Genomic DNA, 18,471 nt, shown 5'->3' with positions numbered 1-18,471 from the left:
CGCGGCAATCCGCGACTGGATCTGTCCGCCGCGATGCATCCGCCGTCCGGGAGAGGACGGGCAAGAAGCCAACTATCCCGAATAGTCGCCCTGTTCTGCCCTATGACCGAATGACGAACGAATACTCGATGTCAACACGCTATATGTCCAGCGCGGGATACATCACATACTGCCATGCCAATCGATTATCCCTCACGCAACCCGAAAATTCGACCTGCTCCGATCCAAGCATCAATACAAGTTCTATTTTACTGAAAACCGGAATGAACCATAGGACCTGAGTACGAGAGCACCGCTTGACGCAGGTCTGCACGCGATTCAATTGGGTTTCCCATCTTCCGCGATGTCCGCCGTGAGCGGGCCGGCGGCCATTTCCTCAATGTGTTCAATCGCGGCTTTCAGACTTATGAACGCGCCCAGCGGGCCGCGCAGGTGTACGACTATCTTTCGCCGACTGATCGGGGTGCCGTCCGCGCTGGGCTCGGAGAGCATCATCTCGAGAGCGAGGCGACCGACGCCTCCTCCGACGCCATGCGTCGATGTGGCTTCGAAGTAGATGACGGGAGCTTCGAGGGTACCTTCGACCTCACTGGGGACGATCGGAACGGAGCTGATCTTGGGACGGCTGGTCAACGGTGTGTCTCCGGTGTTGGCCGCGTCGAGGGTGCAACCGGCCACATTGAGCACGCCATGCGGGCGTGCGCCTTCGCCGATGTCCTTCCATCGCTGCCTGTTCGACCTCCTCTGTCGCGTGCCAACGGTCGCCCGACAGAGCCACGATGCGCCCCTATTCAAAAGTGTCGGGACGATCATCGTCTCCCTGAGAGAGCGAACAGAGGACGAGCGTCACCCGGATCGAGAGGCGGACCGTCGATCCTGAGCAGCAAATGCTCCGGCGATGGCACCGCCCCACCCTCCACTTCGAGAGTTCCGCTCACGGGATGACAAAGGGATCCTCGAAGCCGTCGGGATACGTCGAGCAGGCCGGGGCGTCATTGAGCTTCCGACACGGCCATTGCGATCGGGCAATTCGATCGACGAGCTCGAAACGAGAACCGGTCCAGTGGACGAAGCCGAAGTGGGCCCAAGGGCCCGCGGCCTTCGGATCGTCCTTCTCGAGTGGTGGCGAGTCAGGATCGAATTCCATGATCCAGCGCATGGTGGGCGCATAAGGCAGCTTGTCGTCGAGCAGAAACAGGACGCTGCCGCCGTACTTCGTCTGACGCACGCGGTCTTCGGAGCTCAGGACCGGATCCGCCGGCAGCACGTCCGCACTGACATCCCGCAAGGCGCCGTCGGCAGCGAACCGAAAAGCCTTCCGACCCATGCCGTTGTAGCAATTCAACCCCGCCTCACCCTCGTCGCATCGTACGGGCCAGATCAGGTACACGGTGTCTCGGGGGTCCGCTCCCTCGAAGCTGCGGACCATGAACGCGCCGGCCCCCAGCGTGAAGTCAGGACGGCGCCCGAAGCCGGGAGCCGCCAGGTAAAAAGCTTTGCGCAGATCCTCACGGCGCGTGTCACGTTCGAGGTCGAACGCTCGGACAGGGAGGGCCAAGACAGCGTGTGCCACGTGCTCAGGAGCCGGGCCGAAGCAGTAATCGTCGAAATGAAGCCCGAGGAACGAGGTCCCTCCGCCCGCGTCGTGGGGCTTGCAGATCGCCCCCATGGTCCGCCCAACCTCGAGGGGCATCCACGGACTTGGCATGATCGCCGGGACCCGAGGAAGGACGGGTTCGGCGTCAAACAGCTTCATGGCCGCGGGACGCACGATGGCCCCACGTGCGTCACCCAGTCCCGGAGCATGCCCTCGCGCGCACCCAATGCTGTAAAATCCGACCAGTGATGCGGCCACAAAGAGACGGGATAAGGATTTCATCCGACGACCTTGTCGCACGTCCGCGAATAAGCGACGTCACCAGCTATGGTGCAGCAGGAAATCGGCCCTGCATGGTAGGCGAATGTTAGGTTTGCTCGTTGCCGCGAGCCACCAGCGTTCCCGCTCTGACTTCGGCAACCGTCGCAGACCCGTCGGACAAACCCGAGTCCGCGCAGCGCAAGCGCCTGTGTTTCTGTACGCCGCGTAACAGGCGTCGTCACGCCACGGCGATGAGCTAGTCCGCTGACAAGCTCATCGAGGTCTATCGGTTTGCGGGCCTGCGCCGTCACCCGCAGTGAACCGCAGCGGCTTTCCCGGAGCCTGTCCGGTTCGGGTCAGGCACCCAAGGCTCGGACCTCGGCTTCGGTAGAAGCGGCGGGTTTCCGTCTCGGCGGAAAGCAGCGTGCCGATCGGTTCGAGCGGCCGCCGGTGGTTGAACCAGTCGACCCATTCGAGGGTGGCGTACTCGATCGTCTCGAACGAGCGCTCAAGATCTCACGCCGCAGCGTCCATCGCGCCCTACAGGACGCAGCATCACCGGAATCGCTCGGGCCGTCCCCGCCCCTCGAATGACTGGTCGGGCCGCTCGCGCCCCTCGTGTGACTGTACCATCGGGCTCCAGAAGCCATCCGGCGACCAACTGTGCGGCTGCACGGGAACATGCCCGCCGTCCCAGTTGCGAGGCCTCATGTCGGCGATCAGCCTCGACCCAGTCTCGTAGCGGTACATCTCACGGCGGTCGCCATCGGCGCGGCGTCGCACCGCGCTCAGGTCCGTGGTGATGTCGATGGGAGCCATCTTCCGGGAAGCGCTGCGCGGCGCGCGCTTCGCGGTCACGGGCTTCGCATCGAAATAGTCACGGTAATCCCCGTACGACTCGACCGCCATCGCGCCGACCGTCGATCCGAGAAGTATGGCGGCTGCGAGCAACGTCTTCACTATCCCACACCTTCTGCATGCATGGTGGCGTCTAGCAGATCCGCGTTTACGTCGGCCCGCCGAACTGTGTAGGATTGTAGGCGATCTTCAAGAGGATGCGGTGACGTGCGGCACAGGCCGGATGCCGCTCAGGCCGCACGAAGGCGCGGCTCTCCAGCTCTCACGCGGCTCCTGATTTTGCTCCGCCGCGCATCCCGATCTTCCTGGCGCAGGGCAGCACGGACAACCGCGTGCCGCCGCGGGTGACCGAGGAGTATCGCGCGCGGCTGTGCCGAGCCGGCAGCCGGGTCGCGTTCGACCGCGTGCCTGGCGTGGGACATCTGTCGATGGCCAAGGACGCTGCGCCGGCGGCCCTCGACCGGATCGGTGACCGCTCCGCCGGCGTGCGGGCACCGAGCGAGTGCGGTGAGCCTTGACCGCCGGACGGCGCCCTTTAGGGTCGGGTCTCTCCGCTGGGCGAATTCGAGACTGAGGTGGTACCGCCTCAGGATATGCGACCGAGCGAGCCACGTGGCGCGGGAGGCGGGTCCATGACGGACATTCTCATCGTCGGCGCGGGGCCGGTCGGTCTGACCATGGCGGCGGAGCTGGCCCGCTACGGCGTCGGAGTGCGCCTGATCGACCGCGCCCCGCACGCCACGGAGACCTCGAAGGCCCTCGTGGTCTGGTCGCGCACCCTCGAACTCATGGATCGCATGGGTTGCACGCGAGCCTTCCTGGATGCCGGACTGCGCGCTCCCGGTGCCTCGATCCGCAGCGGCGGCAAGGTGCTCGGCAGCCCGCGCCTGGAAGGCGTGGCGAGCGCGTACAACTTCGCCTTGATGATCCCACAATGCGAGACGGAGCGCCTTCTCACCGCGCACCTGGGCGCCTTCGGCGTCGAGATCGAGCGTCAGGTCGAGCTGGTCGACTTCGCCGAGACGGCCGACGACATCGACGCGCACGTGCGACACGCCGACGGGCGCGAGGAGACGGTGAGGACGCCGTGGCTGATCGGCTGCGACGGTGCTCACAGCACGGTCCGGCACAAACTCGGCATCCCGTTCTCCGGCTCGGCGCAGGGGGACGACTGGCTGCTCGCCGACGTGCGCCTCGAGGGGCCCGCAGCACCCCCGGCGGACGAGATCGCGACCTACCTGCACCGTGACGGCCCCTTCGTCGTCTTCCCGATCCCGGGCGGTCGGGCGCGCGTCATCGCGACGGTGGGCAAGGCGGATGCGGCGCACCCGCGGCCGGAGCCCACCCTCGACGACGTGCAAGCCCTCGTCGTTCAGCGCGCCGGCGGCGGCTTCCGCGTGTCTGACCCGGTCTGGTTGACGCACTTCCGCATCAACGAGCGCAAGGTCGCGGATTACCGGCGCGGGCGCGCCTTTCTCGCCGGCGATGCGGCGCACATCCACAGTCCCGCAGGCGGACAGGGGATGAACACCGGTATGCAGGACGCGGTGAACCTCGCCTGGAAGCTGGCGATGGTGGTGCGCGGTCAAGCGAGCGCGTCCCTGCTCGACAGCTACAGCCCAGAGCGCAGCGCGGTCGGGGAGCTGGTCCTGCGCAACGCGACCCGGCTGACCGACATGGCGACGCTGTCGAACCCGGCGGCGCAGACGGCGCGCAACCTCGCGCTGCGCTTCCTGCTCGGCCTCCATGTCGTCCGCGACCGGATGGCGACGCAGCTGAGCGAGATCGAGATCGCCTATGCCGACAGCCCGCTCTCCCTCGGACACGGCGCCGGGGCGCGTTGGGAGCCTGCTGCCTACGCGGGACCGCCCCCGGGCGCCGGCAGCGAGCCGCGCTTCGTCCTCTATGCGACGGACGCGACGCGTGGGGCTGAACTGATCGAGCGCTTCCCCGGCCTGCTCGAACCGACGCGTCGGTCGCTGCCGAGCGGTTCCGACCTCATCGTTGTCCGACCCGACGGCTATATCGGTCTGGCTGCGAGGGACGGCGCGTGGGAGACCGCCGAGCAGTATCTGCGAGCCCTCGCGTAAGGTCCGAGCACCACCTGCTCCGCGCTCGTTTTCTGACCTCGCCGCATGCCCGACTCCTTCGGTCCTGGCCGATCCTCTCAATCAGCCCGGTCCAAAGCCAGTCGGTCAGGTCACACCGGCCTGTCCGTCACGCCCGCTTCGTCACCGCCGCCCACGCGACGTCCCTGGAATGGTCCACGTCGCGCTCAGAAGCGCAGCTGCATCCGAGCAGTCCCCGCATGCGAGAGGAAGTGATCGCCGACTTGACCCTGATACTCGCCGGTCACCTCGATGCCGCCACCGAGGCTGATCTGAAAGCCCAGCCCCATCTCGCCGAGGCGATCGGGGATCGACGATTCCGTAGCGAACAGGCCGAGAGCGCCGGTCCCCTGGAAGCTCGCCCGACCGGTGAAATGGTCGTCCGAGAGGAGCGTCACGCCGAGGATACCGTAAGGCCGGATCCAGCGCCCCGCATCGAGGTCGATCCGGCCGCCGATCTCCAGCATCGGGCTGAACGCCACCAGCGTCTTGGCGACCGGTCGCATGTCGAGGTTGAAGCCGGGGGCCCCGGTCTCTGAATAGGCGGGACTGTAGCTGTAGAGCAGATCCAGATCCGCGTAGGGCTTGAGATACCAATCGCCGAACAGGACTTGGTAGCTTGCCCGCAGCCGCCCGCCCGCCGAGAGGATCCCGGACTTGCTGCGCGCCGTGGCCGTGGCGCCGCCGAAGTCGATCAGGCGCCTGTTCTCGGCCCAGGAATAGCCGAGATTGGCCGATGCCGCGAGCAGCCAAGGGCCGATCTGGTGCTTGAGCGCCGCCGAGACATCGCCGGCATCGCTGGTCGTCCCGGTGATCCGGTCGGGATCGCTCTGGATGGCGCGGGTGTAGGCGCCGGTCAGACCGAAGAACCAGTCAGGGGCGAACTCGGTCTGGAGGCCGGTCTGGTAGCTGAGGGCGGTCTGGCGATAGCCGCCGTCCTCCGCGGTCGCGGAAAGGGTCGTGTGGGCGCTCGTGATCCGCCCCCAGACACACTCGCCCTCCCGCAGGAGCGTGCCGGTACCGCTGAAGGCCGGACAGCTCATGGCCCGCTGAAGACCTTTGCGGGTGTCGAGCGTCCGGTCGGTCAGGATGTCCTGGTTGGACTCGGGCTTCAACTCGTCGAGGGCGGCGGCGTAGGCCTTCTGGCTGTCGACCGAGAGGAAGCGCCCGTAGAGCGTTCCGAGCTGCCTGGTATTGCCGTCCCAGGCATCCTGCAGGCCCTGTGCGACGCTGCGCTGGTCCGGCGTGAGCGTGACGCCCGTCGGCTCCGTGAACCGGGCTCTCGGGACCAGGGAGAGGGTGTCGCCCGACGCGACGATCGACCAGGAGATCGGAACCGCGCCGGAATGGAGGCTGCTGCCGACAGCCATGGCGCCGCTCTCCACGACCTGACCGGCCCGGAGGAAGGCGTACCGGCCGGGCAGCAGCCCGTCGATCAGGTGCGGCTCGACGAGGCCCTTCAGCGATGCGGTGCCGGTGACGGTGAGGAGATCGGCGCGCAGGGCCCCCTCCGGCGCCAGGGGCGCCACGTCGACGAGCATCCGCCCGTACGCGCTCTGCTCGAAATTGCCGGTCACCGTCGCTCGGGCGACCTTGCCGACGCCGCCGATGTCGAGGGTGGCGCTGTTGTGCAGGCGGCCGTTCGGCCCCAGGGCGATGACGCCTTCGGGTCCGGTGCGCAGGATCGCCGAGGTGCCACCCGTGTTCTGGAAACCGCCGTTGACGAAGGTGACGCCCCCCGCCTGGCCGGCAGCCAGGTCCACGTCGCCGATCACGGTGCCGTAATTGTTGATCTCGCCGGCGGAGAACGCGCCGACGATGGCCCGGCCCGAAGCCGCGCTGACCACGGCGCGCCCGCCGATCACGATCGTAGTGGAGCGCCCGCCGTCGATGCGGATCGCCGCTCCGGTGCCGCTGCCGCCCGTGACGAGGCCGTTCACCTGGAGGTTGATCCTGCCGCCCCGCTCCGGGTCGGGTTCGAGGCTCCCGTCGGTGCGTTGGACGCCGGACTGGACGAAGATCGCGTTCGCGTCGCGGCCCGACGTGATGATCGATCCGGACGACGCGACGGAGATGTCGCCGCCCTTGCCGGTCGCGTTCAGACGGCTCTGGCCCGACGCCCCGGCGGCCGGGCCGGCGAGGTCCAGGAGCAGGCCGCCGCCGCCTCCGAGGCTCTGGGCGAGGAGGCCGTGGGACTGGGCGCCCGACGTGCGGATCGCGCTGCCCTCCTCCAGCGTCACCCGGATCGTCCCACCGTTGCCGTCGGACCCGTCGCGCAGTGCGTAGGGCACCGCGTATCCCATCGCCTGGTGCGCGCCGCCGTAGCCACCGCCGCCGCCGATCGACTGCAGCAGCAGCGCCGGCGCCGCGTCGCCGACGGTGGAGACCTGCGCGCCTGCGGTCAGGCTCACCCCGACCGGGCCGCCGCTCCCCGAGGCGCCGCCCGCGCCGCCGATCCCGAACGTGTAGCGGTGGCCGCCCGGGCCGGCCGCCACCGAGGCGAGACCGCCGCCACCGCCGATGCTCTGCGCCAGGATGCCCACCGCCCCGAAGCCCGTCGTGGCGACCGTGCCGGATTGCACGATCGTCACGCCGCCACCATCGCCCGCCACGCGCCCGGAGCCGCCGAGCGTCAGGCTGCCGGATCTCTCGGAGACGCCGGCCGGATCCTCCGGTGGGGCGATCCGCTCGATGTCGAGCGCGGCGAGCAGGGCGTCCGCCAGCGCCTGGGCGTCGCTCTTCGTCCCGCCCGTCGTCTCGCTCTTGGTCTGGCTCTGAATCTGGCTCGCGCCCGGCTCCTTGGATGATTTCGTCCCCTCCGCCGCAGCGGCGGGGGTGTCAGCGTCGGGGGTGTCGGCGTCGGCCTCGGCGGAGGGCGCCGAGAAGCTTCCGCCACCGCCGCCGATGCTCTGGGCGACGACGGCATGCGCCTCGGCCCCGGCGGTGGTCACCGAGCCGCGGTTATCGACCTGGACAGATCCGCCCCGGGCGCCGGTCCCTCCCGATCCGCCGACGGTCAGGTTGAGCGTCAGGCCCTTGTTCGCTTGGCTGCCGGCGACCGTGGCGCCGACGCCGTTGCCGCCGCCGCCGCCGATGCTCTGCGCGTAGAGGCCGTAGGCGGCATCGTCCGCGGTGGCGACGGAACCGGTGTTCACGATCTTGGCCGTGCCGCCGATGTTGCCACTGCCGCCCGTGCCGCCGAGCGTCGCCGTCACGGTCGTCCTGTTGGTCGCCTCCGCGTAGGCGAGGCCGCCCTGGCCGCCGCCGCCGCCGATGCTCTGCGCCAGGATGCCGTGCGCGCCGATCCCCATCGTCCGGACGGTGCCGCCGTTCTCGACCGAGACGCGACCGCCGTTCCCGCCCTGCGCGCCGCTCCCGCCGAGCGACAGGGTGAACGCCACGTCGGGCAGCTTGGTGGCGCCCTTCTTCTGCGCGTCCAGATAGCTCGAGACGCTGCCGCTGTAGGACTTGAGCGCCTTGCCGAAATCCGAGCTCTTGAGCTGATCCGCCAGGCCCTTGTACGTGTCGCTGGACTTGATGTCCTTCAGGAATCGATCGAGGTCGTCCTTGTTCTCCTTGTCCTTCGCCCACTCCTGGTAGGCGGCGACACCGATCGTCTTCTTGATCTGCGTCCAGATCGTTCCGACGGTGTCGGGGTCGGAAACGTCACGCGCCGCGACGCTGCCGCCCATGCCGCCGCCGCCGCCGATGCTCTGCGCCACGATCCCGTGCGAGCCGTCGCCGCTGGTCGCGATCGCGCCGGCGGCGGCATTGGTGACGGTCACGTCCCCGCCGCCGCCGCCGCTGCCGCCCTGGCCGCCGAGTGTCAGGCCGACGGTGAGCTTGCCGACGGCCGATCCGGACACGGTGCCGCCGTTGCCGCCACCCCCGCCGATGCTCTGCGCCTCGATGCCATGGGCGTTCGACCCCCCGGTCGTGATCGCGCCCCGGTTCGTCACCGTGACCGCGCCGCCGACATTGCCCTTGCCCTTCCCGCCGCCGATCGTCTCCGTCACCGAGAGGGTATCGGCGATCGGAAGCTTTCCGACGAGGCCGTTCAGGGTCTTGTCGAAGGAGAAGCCGGGGGCCGCGAGGCTCGCGGCGCTGCCGCCGTTGCCGCCGCCCCCACCGATGCTCTGCGCGAGGATGCCGACCGCGCCGGCTCCCCCGGTGGTGACGCTGCCGGACTGCGTGACCGTGACCGCGCCGCCGATCCCGGCGACGCCCGCGGTGCCGCCGACGCTCCGCGCCACCGTGACGTTCTGCTTGAGGCTCAGGCTGTTGCTCGTCGCGGTCGCGCCCCCGCCATTGCCGCCGCCCCCGCCGATGCTCTGGGCCTGGATGCCGATCGCGCCGTCCCCGGACGTGCGCACCGCGCCGCTATTCGCGGCGGTGACGGTGCCGCCATTGCCGCCGCCGCCGCCCGTCCCGCCCAGCGTGGAGGTGGCGGACACGGCCATCTGGCCCGGCGGGGCGACCGCCAGCGCGTAGGCGGCGGCATCGCCGCCGATCCCGCCGCCGCCGCCGACGCTGAGGACCAGCAGCCCCGCGGCCGCGTCGCCGTAGGTGGTGACCCGGCCGGCATTGATCACGCCCGCCGGGCCGCCGTTGCCGCCGTCGCCCCCCGAGCCGCCGATCGCGGTGGAGAAGGCGAAGCTCGGCAGCGACTGCCCGCTCGGCGTGGCCAGGGGCGTCGTGATCGCCGTCGCGCTGGCCAGGCCGCCGACGCCGCCGCCGCCGCCGATGCTGAGGACGGCCAGGCCGTCCGCCCCGAGACCGGCGGTGGTCACGGTGCTGCTGCTCTCGATGCGGGCCTCGCCGCCGTTGCCCCCCTTGCCGCCGGATCCGCCGATCGCCCACGAGGCGGAGAGCGCCGCGCCCACCGCGATGCTCCTGACGTCGCCGCCGGCGCCGCCGCCGCCGCCGATGCTCTGCACCAGCACGGCCGTCGATCCCGCCCCGCCGGTCTCGATCGCGCCGGCCCGGCCGGTGAAGCGCGCGAGACCGCCATCGCCGCCGCCGCCGCCGCTGCCGCCCAGGCCGACCGCGAAGAAGGCCCCGGCCGGGAAGGCGCCGCCACCGCTGCCGCCGCTGCCACCGATGCTCTGCACCAACGCCCCGAAGGCCGAGTCGCCCTCGGTCGTGATCCGGCCACCCGCGTTGACGATCTCCGCGGTCCCGCCCGCGCCCCCGGTCCCGCCGGCCCCGCCGCGGCCGAACCAGAGCGAGATGCCTCCGGCCCCGCCGCCGCTCCCGGGCGCCACGTCGAGGGCCGCGAGCGGCAGGGCCGAGAGGGCGCTGCCGCCGCCGATGCTCTGCGCCACGAGGCCGGTCGCCCCGGCGCCGGACGTCGTCACCGTCCCGCTGTTGGTCAGGGTCACCGATCCGCCCGGGGCGGCATCGCCCCCGCCGCCGCCGCCGAACACGCCGCCGCCACCCTTGCCGCCCGGCCCGCCGACCGATTGCGCGACGAGGCCCAGGGCGTAGTCGCCCGCCGTGACGATCGTGCCGCTCTGGGTCACCGTGACGGTCCCGCCGTCACCGCCCCGGCCACCGGGCCGGCCGCCGGCATCGGGCTGTATCCCGCCGTCGCCGCCGATGCTCTGGACGAGGCCGCCGAGGGCAGAGTCGCCGGAGGTCCGGATGGTCCCGGCCATGTCGAGGCGCGCGGTGCCGCCCGCGCCGCCCGGCGTCACGAAGGGGTTGCTGTAGAAGGTCCCGGACCCGCGGATCGAGCCCGCGCCGCCGATGGACTCGACGATCACCGCGGTCGCCCCGACACCGTCGGTCGTCACCTGCCCGGAGCGTGTCACCGTGAGCGCGGCCGCGCCGCCGGCGCCGCCCCGTCTGGAGGCGGTCTGGTCGGCGTCGGTGCCCCCGCGGCCGGCATCGCCGCCGACCGCACTGACCCGGACCCCCAGGAAGGCCTGCCCCTCGGTCGCGACGCGGGACGACAGGGTCAGGGTCGCCGGCCCGGCATCGCCGCCGGCGCCGACATCCTTCTGGGCGTCGCCGCCGTTCCCACCCCGGGAGAAGACCCAGAACCGCGGGATCGGCCGAAACTGGAGCTGGGAGACGCGGGCGCGCGTCGTGTAGCCGACCTGATCCCCCTCTCCGCTCAAATCCTCTCCGAGCGTCACCGCGACGGCACCGCCGCGCCCGCCGCTCGCGCCCGGGACGGATGCCAGCCCCGGGATCGCGTCGCCGCGCCCGCCCGCTCCCCCCACCGAACCGGTCCGGATCGTCGCGGCGAGGTCGTTGCCGGCGGCCGCGGCATCGACATTGATCAAGGACAGGTCAGGGCCGTCGGCACCGGCCGTCGCGACGACATTCGACGCGATGACGTTGGCTCTTCCATCGCGGCCGCTGGTGGCGGTCACCACCTCGGGCCGAGGTCGCTCCAGGGCGCGCGCCGGCAGGTCGAGGACCAGGACCAGGCCGGTGCTGGCCGCGACGACGAGCCGTCCGCCATCGCGGATTTGCCGGTCGCGGCGTGGGACACAGAGCTGACCTGGCCGGTGACCCATCAGGAACGCGTCTCTCTGCGCCGCTGTCTCAAGAAAAAAATCCGGGCCCTCGCGGCTCAGGGCACCCAGCGATCGTCCACACGAAGTTTTGAATGCATTCCTCTCACATGGTTAACAAATCGTTTAGAACGATCTTTCGAGCCGAGGATGGCGCTATTTTCCCCAATTCTGAAGCAAATGTGCGGACTGAGATCGATACTTTTGACAGTGACCGAACCCATATTTCTTGGTGAATTCACGATTTTTAGTATCTGATCCCATGTTTAAACGTCCTCAGATATTCGAGGCCGCGCCTCGAGCGAATTGCACGCGTCGCGGGTGCAGCAATATGGTTGCGGTGGATTTCAGACGGTCGGCGTTGCCCATCCCGTCGGGGGACGCGTTTCACACCGCCACAGGCCGGAGACGGAACAGGAATGACGGCTGTCCCTCGACGACCGTCCTGCCGGGTCTCGTCGCCGCAGCCGGCCCTCGGAACCGGACAGGCTCGCCGATCTGCTCGGTGAGGCGAGGCGCGCGCCGGCGTGGCAAATGGCGACGCCCGCGATATATTAGGATCCGCTAAATAAGAGACCCTGAGAGCGCCCGGATCCGGACCGATGGACGTCGTCACGCCGAACGAACTGCTGCGCCTTCAGGACAGGGCCGGCGACGCGGCCCGTCTGCTCCGTCTCCTCGCCAACGAGAAGCGCCTGCTCATCCTGTGCCTGCTGGTCGCCCGCGGCGAGATGGACGTGACGAGCCTCGCCGAGGCGGTCGGACTCAGCCAGTCGGCCCTGTCGCAGCACCTCGCCAAGCTGCGGGAGGACGGGCTGGTCGCGTACCGGCGCGAGAGCCAGACGCTTCACTACCGCCTGGAGGATCCCCGGGTCGCCCGCGTGCTGGCGACGCTCAAGGACATCTTCTGCCCCGAACTCGCCTGACCGCGTCAGCCACGCAGGATCTCCACCGCGAGTCCCGAACGGTCCGGCCGGTTGCGCAGCCGCAGGCTCGGCCCGCTGCGGCGCGCCGCCATCGCGGCGATGGCGAGAGCGAGCCCGCGGCCCGTCGCGCGCGGCGACCGCGGAGGAAGCCCGCGTGCTCCGGGAAGCCGGCCGGCGCGTCGCTCCGGCGCTCGCAGGCTTGCCGCAGAACATTAGGGTACGCTAAATAAGAACCGTCTAATGTTCTCGCGCGGGACAGCGTTCTCCGCCGCCGAGCCGGGCCTCGCCTGGACCGGAGCTGTGGGCAGATCGAGATGGATCACTTCACCCCGGTCGGCGCCCTTCTCGGCGGAGCGATGATCGGCGCATCCGCGTCGCTCCTCCTCCTCCTCACCGGGCGCGTCGCCGGCATCAGCGGCATCCTCGGCAGCCTCCTGGTCCCGCCCGCGCGCGGGACCGCTTGGCGGGCCGCCTTCGTGGCGGGCCTCGTCCTGGCGCCGGTCGCTTACAGCGGTCTCGGGGGCGACCTGCCGCCGGTGACGATCGGGGCGTCGTTCCCGCTCCTCGTCGTCGCGGGCCTGCTGGTCGGCTTCGGCGCGCGCCTCGGATCCGGCTGCACCAGCGGCCACGGCGTCTGCGGCATAGGCCGCGGCTCGCCCCGCTCGCTGGCCGCCACCGGCACGTTCATGACCGTCGCGATCCTCACCGTCCTCGTCGCGCGGCGTCTCGTCGGAGCCTGAGCCATGGCCAAGACCGTCTCCGCCCTCGCCGCCGGTCTCCTGTTCGGCCTCGGCCTCCTCGTCTCGGGCATGGCCGACCCGGCCAAGGTGCGCGCCTTCCTCGACGTGACGGGTCGCTGGGATCCGAGCCTCGCCCTCGTCATGGCGGGTGCCGTCGCGGTCTCGGCCGCCGGTTACCGCCTGGCTCTGCGGCGCGGCCGGCCGGTGCTCGCGCCCAGGTTCGATGTCCCGACCCGGCGCGACCTCGACCTGCGTCTCATCGCCGGGGCCGCGATCTTCGGCCTCGGCTGGGGCCTGGTCGGCCTCTGCCCCGGCCCCGCCCTCACCATCCTGACGGTGGCCCCGGCCGAGGCCCTGACCTTCGTGGCGGCGATGGTGGCCGGCATGCTGCTGTTCCGCCTCGTGCCGCCGGTGCGTCCGAAGCCGAAGGCCGTGCCGGGAGCCGGCGCCTGAAGCGCACCGCTCGGGCAAGCGGGTTCGCTGCGTCGGGATCGGACGCTCCCGCCATGTCGTCCGCGTGCCGGCGTCGCCGTGCGCTCGCGGTCCGACAGCCTCAAGGCGACGCTCTGCGGGCGCGGCGGGCACGGCTCGGGTCCGGAATCCGGCATCGCTCCGGTGGTGGCGGCCGCGACGGTGATGCGGCTCCAGCCATCAGGTCTCGCGCTCCGCGCATCGCGCCCGACGGAGCGTCGGCGGCGCTATCAGTCGGTGGGCTGGAGCCGCAGAGCTATGCCCCAGGGATCGCGGACAACGAGCGCGCCGTCGTCCGCGCCGAGGGGCGCGTCGGCCTCGCGCAGACGGTCTCCCGTCGATGCCAGGGTCGGTCGATCGACCAGCAGCAGCACCTCGGCGAGGCCCGTCCGCCCCTCGGATCTGACGGCCGCACCGCGGCTGTTCCAGACGTTGCCGGCCAGTTGATGGTGGTAGCCGCCGGAGCCGAGGAACAGGGCCCCCGGATAGCGGCACATCACGTCGAAGCCGAGCAGGTTCGCGTAGAAGCGCTCTGCCGCTCCGAGGTCACCCACCTGGAGATGGACGTGCCCGACGCAGGCGGCGGCCGGCATCGCCGACCAGGGACGTGTCGCGGCACCGACGATCCCGGCCTGATCGAGCCGTTCGTTGCGCATCACGACCGAACCGTCCGACGCACGCGGCCACGCCGATGCCGGGCGATCGACGTAGATCTCGATGCCGTTGCCTTCCGGATCGTCGAGGTAGACGGCCTCGCTCACGAGGTGGTCGGCGCCGCCCGTGAGCGCGATGCCGTGCCTCTCCGCGTGCAGGAGCCAGGCACCGAGGTCGCTTCGGTCGGGCAGGAGGAACGCCGTGTGGAACAGGCCTGCCTCGCGCGGGTCCCGTGACCGCGCGTTCGGGTCACGGCGCAGGACGAGGCGCGTCGCCTCGCCCGTCCCGAGCTGCACGGCACTCTCGGTCTCCGAGAGGATGCCGAGCCCGATGATGTCCCGGTAGAACCGCGTGAGCGCGTCGAGGTCGCGCACGGCCAGGGTCACCGCACCGATCCGGTACGGCGCCTCGGCCAGGACGCGGTCCGGCCCGGCCTGGGGCCGGCTCGAAGCGGGTGTCGCCATGGTTCGTCTCCCGATCTCTGTCCGTCCGGCAGGTGGGATCGCCGGCCGGTCCTCAGCGGCTTCTCGTCTCCCGGGCGGCGGGCTCCGGCGCCCCGCGCCAGGATCCGAACAGGCTGAAATGCGGGGTCCCGCCCTCGGACGCGACCGCGACCGTCGCCGTGCGGCCCGCGACCAGGCGGGTCTCGTCGGGAACGTCGTCCAGCTTGATCCGCACCGGGATGCGCTGGGCCAGCCGGACCCAGGCGAAGGTCGGGTTGACGCTGGCCAGCAGGTTCGAGCCCGCCGTGCGCTCGCGGTCCTCGATGCCGCCCGCGAAGCTCTCCACGCGGCCGTTCAGCGTCGACGTCTCGCCCATCAGGCGGACGCTGGCCTTGTCACCGACATGGATGCGCGGGAGTTTCGTCTCCTCGAAATAGCCCTCGACGCGCAGCGTGTCGCTGTCGATGAGCGCCATCACGCCCCGCCCGGTGGACACGTAGGTGCCGGGACGCAGCTCCATGTTGGTGATGCGCCCGTTGACCGCGGCCTTCACCGCGGAGCGTTCGAGGTTGAGCTTGGCGAGGTCACGGTCGGCCACCGCCTGCCCGTACGCCGCCCTGGCCTCCAGGTCGGTCGCCCGGGCGGCCTCGACCCTCTGCTGGGACGCGGCGGCGTCGCTGAGCTTCTGATAGCGGACGTAGTCGGCCGCGGCCCGCTCGGCGGTCGCCTGCTTGCCCTCGACCACCGCCTCCGCCTGGCGCAGGGCGAGATCGAAGCGCTCGGGATCGATGCGGAACAGCACGTCGCCCCGCTTCACCACCTGGTTGTCCGCCACCAGCACCTCGGTGACGAGGCCGGAGACGTCGGGGGCCACCTGCACCACGTCGGCGCGCACGCGCCCGTCGCGGGTCCACGGCGCCTCCATGTAGTAGTCCCACAGCGCCAGCCCGACGACGATCGCGGCGGCGACCGTCCCGAGGGTGACGAGGAGGCGGAACGAGAGGGCGAGAAGCCGGGGCATGGAGGGATCCGGAAGGTGTGGGCAGGGCGAGACCGGGCGGCCGGACGAGCCCGCCGGTCAGGAGGTGAGAGGGACCGCGACCGAGACGACGAGGCCGAGGAGCACGACGTAGAGGGCGAGGTCGAACAGGGGCCGGTGCCAGACCATGCGGTAGAACCCGGTTCGGGCCAGCACCCGCCGCACGCGCAGGCTCAGGGCGAAGGCGATCAGCATCCAGGCCGCGAGGCTCGGCACGAACACGCCGTACAGGTCGAGTTCACCCGTCATGCCGCGAGCTCCGGATGCGTGGTGGTGGGCAGCGTCGACCGGTAGGGCGGCGCGTCCGGGAACAGGCCGCGCCGGACGCCGACGAGACCCATCAGCGCGGCCCGGCCGGCCGCCCGCCGCGCGTCGCGGGAGACGGCGTCGAGGGCCCCGTCGACGGCATCGAGCAGGCCGGGGGCGGGCTTCCCCGGCTCGGCCGCGAAGTGCCGCGACAGCGCGACGAGGAGTGCCTCGACCGCCGCCCGGGCCGGCTCCGAGAGCTGCCGCCGGTCGCGCCGCAGTTCCACGACGTTGATGCCGACCCGGACCTCGGCGAGGAGGTCGGCGGTCCATTCCGCGTCGTCGGACGGCAGGGCGGCCAGCCGCGGCGCGATCAGGCCGACCCGGTCGAGCATCAGCGCGGCGAGTTCGAGACCGTTCTGCGCGCCCTGGCGCCCGGCGGCGCGGGCGAGGCTGCGGCGGTTGACGGCCCGCAGGCGCCGCGCCGACCAGCCGGCGCCGACCGAGCGGACGAGGCGCGTGACGATGGCCGCGACCCACATGCCGACGATGACCGCGACGGAGGCGTTGGTGAAGGCCGCGAAGTCCCCCGTGTAGCTGCCCTGGAGGGCGATCATGGCCGAGCCGTTGACCGCCGCGCCCATCGCCAGGGGCGCGGTCCTCGGCTGGGCCATGAACACCCCGCAGGCCAGGAGGGCCGGGGCCAGCGCCAGGGCCAGCATCTCGAAGGTGGTGGCCAGCGGCAGGACCGCGAACAGGTAGGCGCCCGCCCCCAGGGCGCCGACGATGGCCGAGTTGGCGAAGCTGACGATGAACGGGGCGGGATCGTCCTGGGCGGCGAAGAAGCAGCAGCCGACCGCGGCCATCATCGGGGCCGCCGAGCCGTGCGGCCATCCGGTCGCGATCCAGATCGCGCAGGTGACCAGGATGGTCAGGAACACGCCCAGGGCCGACAGCAGCGCCATGCCGTGGTCGCGGTGGCGGATCGTGCGCGCCGCCGCGGTGTACCGGAAGGTCAGGTCCTCGGTGACCGGCGTCCCGTCCGCGATGTGCCGCTGCAGGATCCGGGCGTCCTGGCGCAGGTCGATGAAGTCGCGCAGCCGCGCCAGGAGGCTCGCCAGCACGAGGGCGTCCCAGGACGGCCGCTCCCCGAGCCCGGGTTCGAGGGCGTCCGCGTCGGCCTTCAGGCGGTCGGCCTCAGCCTGTTCGGTGGTTCCGGAGGCGAGCCAGGCGGCCATGGCGTCGAGGAGGGTGCGCAGGCGCTGCGGCAGCGCGCTCGCCCGCTCCAGCGTCTCGATGCGGTCCGAGACCGCCGAGGCGATGGGCAGGAACATGAGCATGTGCTGGCGCAGGGTCGCCATGGCGTCCGCCGAGCGTTCCGCGCCGGTCATGTCGTAGCGCAGCGGCGTCGCCAGGGCATCGAACGCGACCGCGTCCGAGGCCAGCTTCAGCCGGGTGGCCTGCGTGTCCGTCGTCGCGCGGGTGCGGCCGAGGACGTCGATGACCCAGCCCCGCGCGTCGCGCAGCCAGAGGTCGAGCCGGCCGGAGATCACCGGCGCCACCGATTGCGGCAGCACGATCGTGTTCACGAGGCTGGCGCAGAGGATGCCGAGGGTGATCTCCTCGGCCCGGGCCACCGCGACATCGAACATCGTCCCGGGATCGCCCACGGCCGGGAAGCCGATCAGCGCCGCCGTGTAGCCGCCGAGCATCATCAGGTAGCTGCGCGGGGTCCGGTCGAGGAGGGAGAAGTACAGGCACGTCGCGACCCAGGTCGCGATGGCGAGCGTCAGGAGTTCCGGCGCGTTCACGAGGTTCGGCACGAGGGCGACCGTGACCACGGCCCCGAGCAGGGTGCCGAGCACCCGGTAGAGCGCCTTGGAGCGGGTGGCGCCGGCCAGCACCTGGCTGGTGATGTAGACGGTGCCGAGCGCCCAGTAGGGGTTCGGCAGATCGATCCAGAACGCCAGGAACAGGGCCAGCATGCCGGCACCGAAGGTCTTGAGCGCGAAGGCCCAGTCGCGCCAGCCGGGGAGCGTCATTCCGCGGCCTCGCCGCGACGCGCCCCGGCCTCCGCCCCGTCGAGCCCGGCCTCGCCGCGGAGATGATCCTGCAGGGCCTGGAACACCCGCAGGCCGGCCTCCAGGTCCGCGGCGCTCACGGTCGCGAACACCGTCTCCCTGAGGCGCTCGAGATCCGCCTCGATCCGCGCGACGACCGCCTGTCCCGCGGGCGTCAGGGTCAGCACCTTCGCGCGGCGGTCGGTGGGGTCCTCCCGGCGCGCGACGAGATCCGCCTTCTCCAGTTGATCCAGGAGCCGCACCAGCGACGGCCCCTCGATGCCGATCGCGTCCGCCAGGGTGGTCTGGCGCGGCTCGCCGCCCATGCGGGCGATCAGCACCAGCGGCAGGGCCTTGGCCTCCGAGATGCCGTGGGCCTCGGTCGCCGCGTTGGCCAGGCGCCGCCACTGCCGTCCGGAGAGCAGCAGCGTGTGGGTGTAGGCCAGACGGAGCTGCCGCAGGGTCTTGGCTGCCATCTCAAGCCTCCCGGCGGATCGTGGTGACGCGCATCGGGCGGCCCCGCACCGATATTGATAGTAACCTA

13 protein-coding genes and 1 pseudogene are annotated in these 18,471 nt (G+C 71.1%); 4 read left to right on the top strand and 10 right to left on the bottom strand.

The features are described 5' to 3' along the window. Positions 1–318: 318 nt before the first annotated feature. From BM314_RS27265 to BM314_RS27255, 4 genes and pseudogenes are all read right to left on the bottom strand, one after another. Complete coding sequence (locus BM314_RS27265) at positions 319–633, bottom strand: hypothetical protein (RefSeq protein WP_020095892.1); 315 nt, start codon at positions 631–633, stop codon at positions 319–321. Between the two features lie 301 nt (positions 634–934). Beyond that, the gene (locus tag BM314_RS27260; protein ID WP_091981564.1) at positions 935–1,756 is read right to left on the bottom strand and encodes a hypothetical protein; all 822 of its coding nucleotides are present in this window, start codon (positions 1,754–1,756) and stop codon (positions 935–937) included. Positions 1,757–2,131: 375 nt separating this feature from the next. After that, positions 2,132–2,365 (bottom strand): annotated as a pseudogene (locus tag BM314_RS31110) (hypothetical protein); the annotation flags it as partial. Positions 2,366–2,413: 48 nt separating this feature from the next. After that, positions 2,414–2,818 carry a hypothetical protein gene (locus tag BM314_RS27255; protein WP_244540054.1) on the bottom strand — a complete coding sequence of 135 codons (405 nt, stop codon included), beginning with the start codon at positions 2,816–2,818 and terminating at the stop codon, positions 2,414–2,416. A 530-nt stretch (positions 2,819–3,348) separates the two neighbouring features. Here BM314_RS27255 and BM314_RS27250 point away from each other — a divergent pair. Continuing rightward, positions 3,349–4,806 carry an FAD-dependent monooxygenase gene (locus BM314_RS27250; RefSeq protein ID WP_091981559.1) on the top strand — a complete coding sequence of 486 codons (1,458 nt, stop codon included), beginning with the start codon at positions 3,349–3,351 and terminating at the stop codon, positions 4,804–4,806. A 185-nt stretch (positions 4,807–4,991) separates the two neighbouring features. Here the strand turns inward: BM314_RS27250 and BM314_RS27245 are convergent, their stop codons facing one another. Beyond that, the gene (locus BM314_RS27245; RefSeq protein ID WP_091981558.1) at positions 4,992–11,351 is read right to left on the bottom strand and encodes an autotransporter outer membrane beta-barrel domain-containing protein; all 6,360 of its coding nucleotides are present in this window, start codon (positions 11,349–11,351) and stop codon (positions 4,992–4,994) included. A gap of 599 nt (positions 11,352–11,950) precedes the next feature. Between BM314_RS27245 and BM314_RS27240 the strand changes: the two genes are divergently transcribed. The 3 genes from BM314_RS27240 (at position 11,951) to BM314_RS27230 (ending at position 13,467) form a co-directional block, all read left to right on the top strand. Continuing rightward, the gene (locus BM314_RS27240; protein WP_020095886.1) at positions 11,951–12,274 is read left to right on the top strand and encodes an ArsR/SmtB family transcription factor; all 324 of its coding nucleotides are present in this window, start codon (positions 11,951–11,953) and stop codon (positions 12,272–12,274) included. A 314-nt stretch (positions 12,275–12,588) separates the two neighbouring features. Then, the gene (locus BM314_RS27235) at positions 12,589–13,014 is read left to right on the top strand and encodes a YeeE/YedE family protein (RefSeq protein ID WP_056524264.1); all 426 of its coding nucleotides are present in this window, start codon (positions 12,589–12,591) and stop codon (positions 13,012–13,014) included. A 3-nt stretch (positions 13,015–13,017) separates the two neighbouring features. Continuing rightward, complete coding sequence (locus BM314_RS27230; RefSeq protein WP_091682069.1) at positions 13,018–13,467, top strand: DUF6691 family protein; 450 nt, start codon at positions 13,018–13,020, stop codon at positions 13,465–13,467. 248 nt (positions 13,468–13,715) lie between these two features. Here the strand turns inward: BM314_RS27230 and BM314_RS27225 are convergent, their stop codons facing one another. From BM314_RS27225 to BM314_RS27205, 5 genes are read right to left on the bottom strand one after another with little or no spacing between them, the layout of a single operon-like run. Further along, entirely contained in the window at positions 13,716–14,603 is an 888-nt protein-coding gene (locus BM314_RS27225; protein ID WP_091981555.1) for a VOC family protein, read from the bottom strand. 52 nt (positions 14,604–14,655) lie between these two features. Then, positions 14,656–15,603, bottom strand: a complete 948-nt coding sequence (locus tag BM314_RS27220; RefSeq protein ID WP_020095882.1) for an efflux RND transporter periplasmic adaptor subunit — start codon at positions 15,601–15,603, stop codon at positions 14,656–14,658. Positions 15,604–15,660: 57 nt separating this feature from the next. Beyond that, the gene (locus BM314_RS27215; RefSeq protein WP_091981554.1) at positions 15,661–15,870 is read right to left on the bottom strand and encodes a DUF1656 domain-containing protein; all 210 of its coding nucleotides are present in this window, start codon (positions 15,868–15,870) and stop codon (positions 15,661–15,663) included. After that, complete coding sequence (locus tag BM314_RS27210) at positions 15,867–17,909, bottom strand: FUSC family protein (RefSeq protein ID WP_091981551.1); 2,043 nt, start codon at positions 17,907–17,909, stop codon at positions 15,867–15,869. The genes BM314_RS27215 and BM314_RS27210 overlap by 4 nt, the downstream gene beginning before the upstream one ends. Continuing rightward, positions 17,906–18,403 carry a MarR family winged helix-turn-helix transcriptional regulator gene (locus BM314_RS27205; protein ID WP_020095879.1) on the bottom strand — a complete coding sequence of 166 codons (498 nt, stop codon included), beginning with the start codon at positions 18,401–18,403 and terminating at the stop codon, positions 17,906–17,908. The genes BM314_RS27210 and BM314_RS27205 overlap by 4 nt, the downstream gene beginning before the upstream one ends. Positions 18,404–18,471 lie beyond the last annotated feature (68 nt).

It is taken from the genome of Methylobacterium sp. 13MFTsu3.1M2 (assembly GCF_900112625.1).
Taxonomy (GTDB): domain Bacteria; phylum Pseudomonadota; class Alphaproteobacteria; order Rhizobiales; family Beijerinckiaceae; genus Methylobacterium.
Note: the sequence above shows the minus strand (reverse complement) of the source record. Positions and strands in the feature narration are given on the sequence as shown.

Bases quoted from the DNA above. Each gene is read 5' to 3' on its own strand.
- BM314_RS27260 (WP_091981564.1), bottom strand. From the start codon at position 1,756: ATGAAGCTGTTTGACGCCGAACCCGTCCTTCCTCGGGTCCCGGCGATC.
- BM314_RS27235 (WP_056524264.1), top strand. From the start codon at position 12,589: ATGGATCACTTCACCCCGGTCGGCGCCCTTCTCGGCGGAGCGATGATC.
- BM314_RS27225 (WP_091981555.1), bottom strand. From the start codon at position 14,603: ATGGCGACACCCGCTTCGAGCCGGCCCCAGGCCGGGCCGGACCGCGTC.
- BM314_RS27245 (WP_091981558.1), bottom strand. From the start codon at position 11,351: ATGGGTCACCGGCCAGGTCAGCTCTGTGTCCCACGCCGCGACCGGCAA.
- BM314_RS27210 (WP_091981551.1), bottom strand. From the start codon at position 17,909: ATGACGCTCCCCGGCTGGCGCGACTGGGCCTTCGCGCTCAAGACCTTC.
- BM314_RS27220 (WP_020095882.1), bottom strand. From the start codon at position 15,603: ATGCCCCGGCTTCTCGCCCTCTCGTTCCGCCTCCTCGTCACCCTCGGG.
- BM314_RS27205 (WP_020095879.1), bottom strand. From the start codon at position 18,403: ATGGCAGCCAAGACCCTGCGGCAGCTCCGTCTGGCCTACACCCACACG.
- BM314_RS27215 (WP_091981554.1), bottom strand. From the start codon at position 15,870: ATGACGGGTGAACTCGACCTGTACGGCGTGTTCGTGCCGAGCCTCGCG.
- BM314_RS27240 (WP_020095886.1), top strand. From the start codon at position 11,951: ATGGACGTCGTCACGCCGAACGAACTGCTGCGCCTTCAGGACAGGGCC.
- BM314_RS27250 (WP_091981559.1), top strand. From the start codon at position 3,349: ATGACGGACATTCTCATCGTCGGCGCGGGGCCGGTCGGTCTGACCATG.
- BM314_RS27230 (WP_091682069.1), top strand. From the start codon at position 13,018: ATGGCCAAGACCGTCTCCGCCCTCGCCGCCGGTCTCCTGTTCGGCCTC.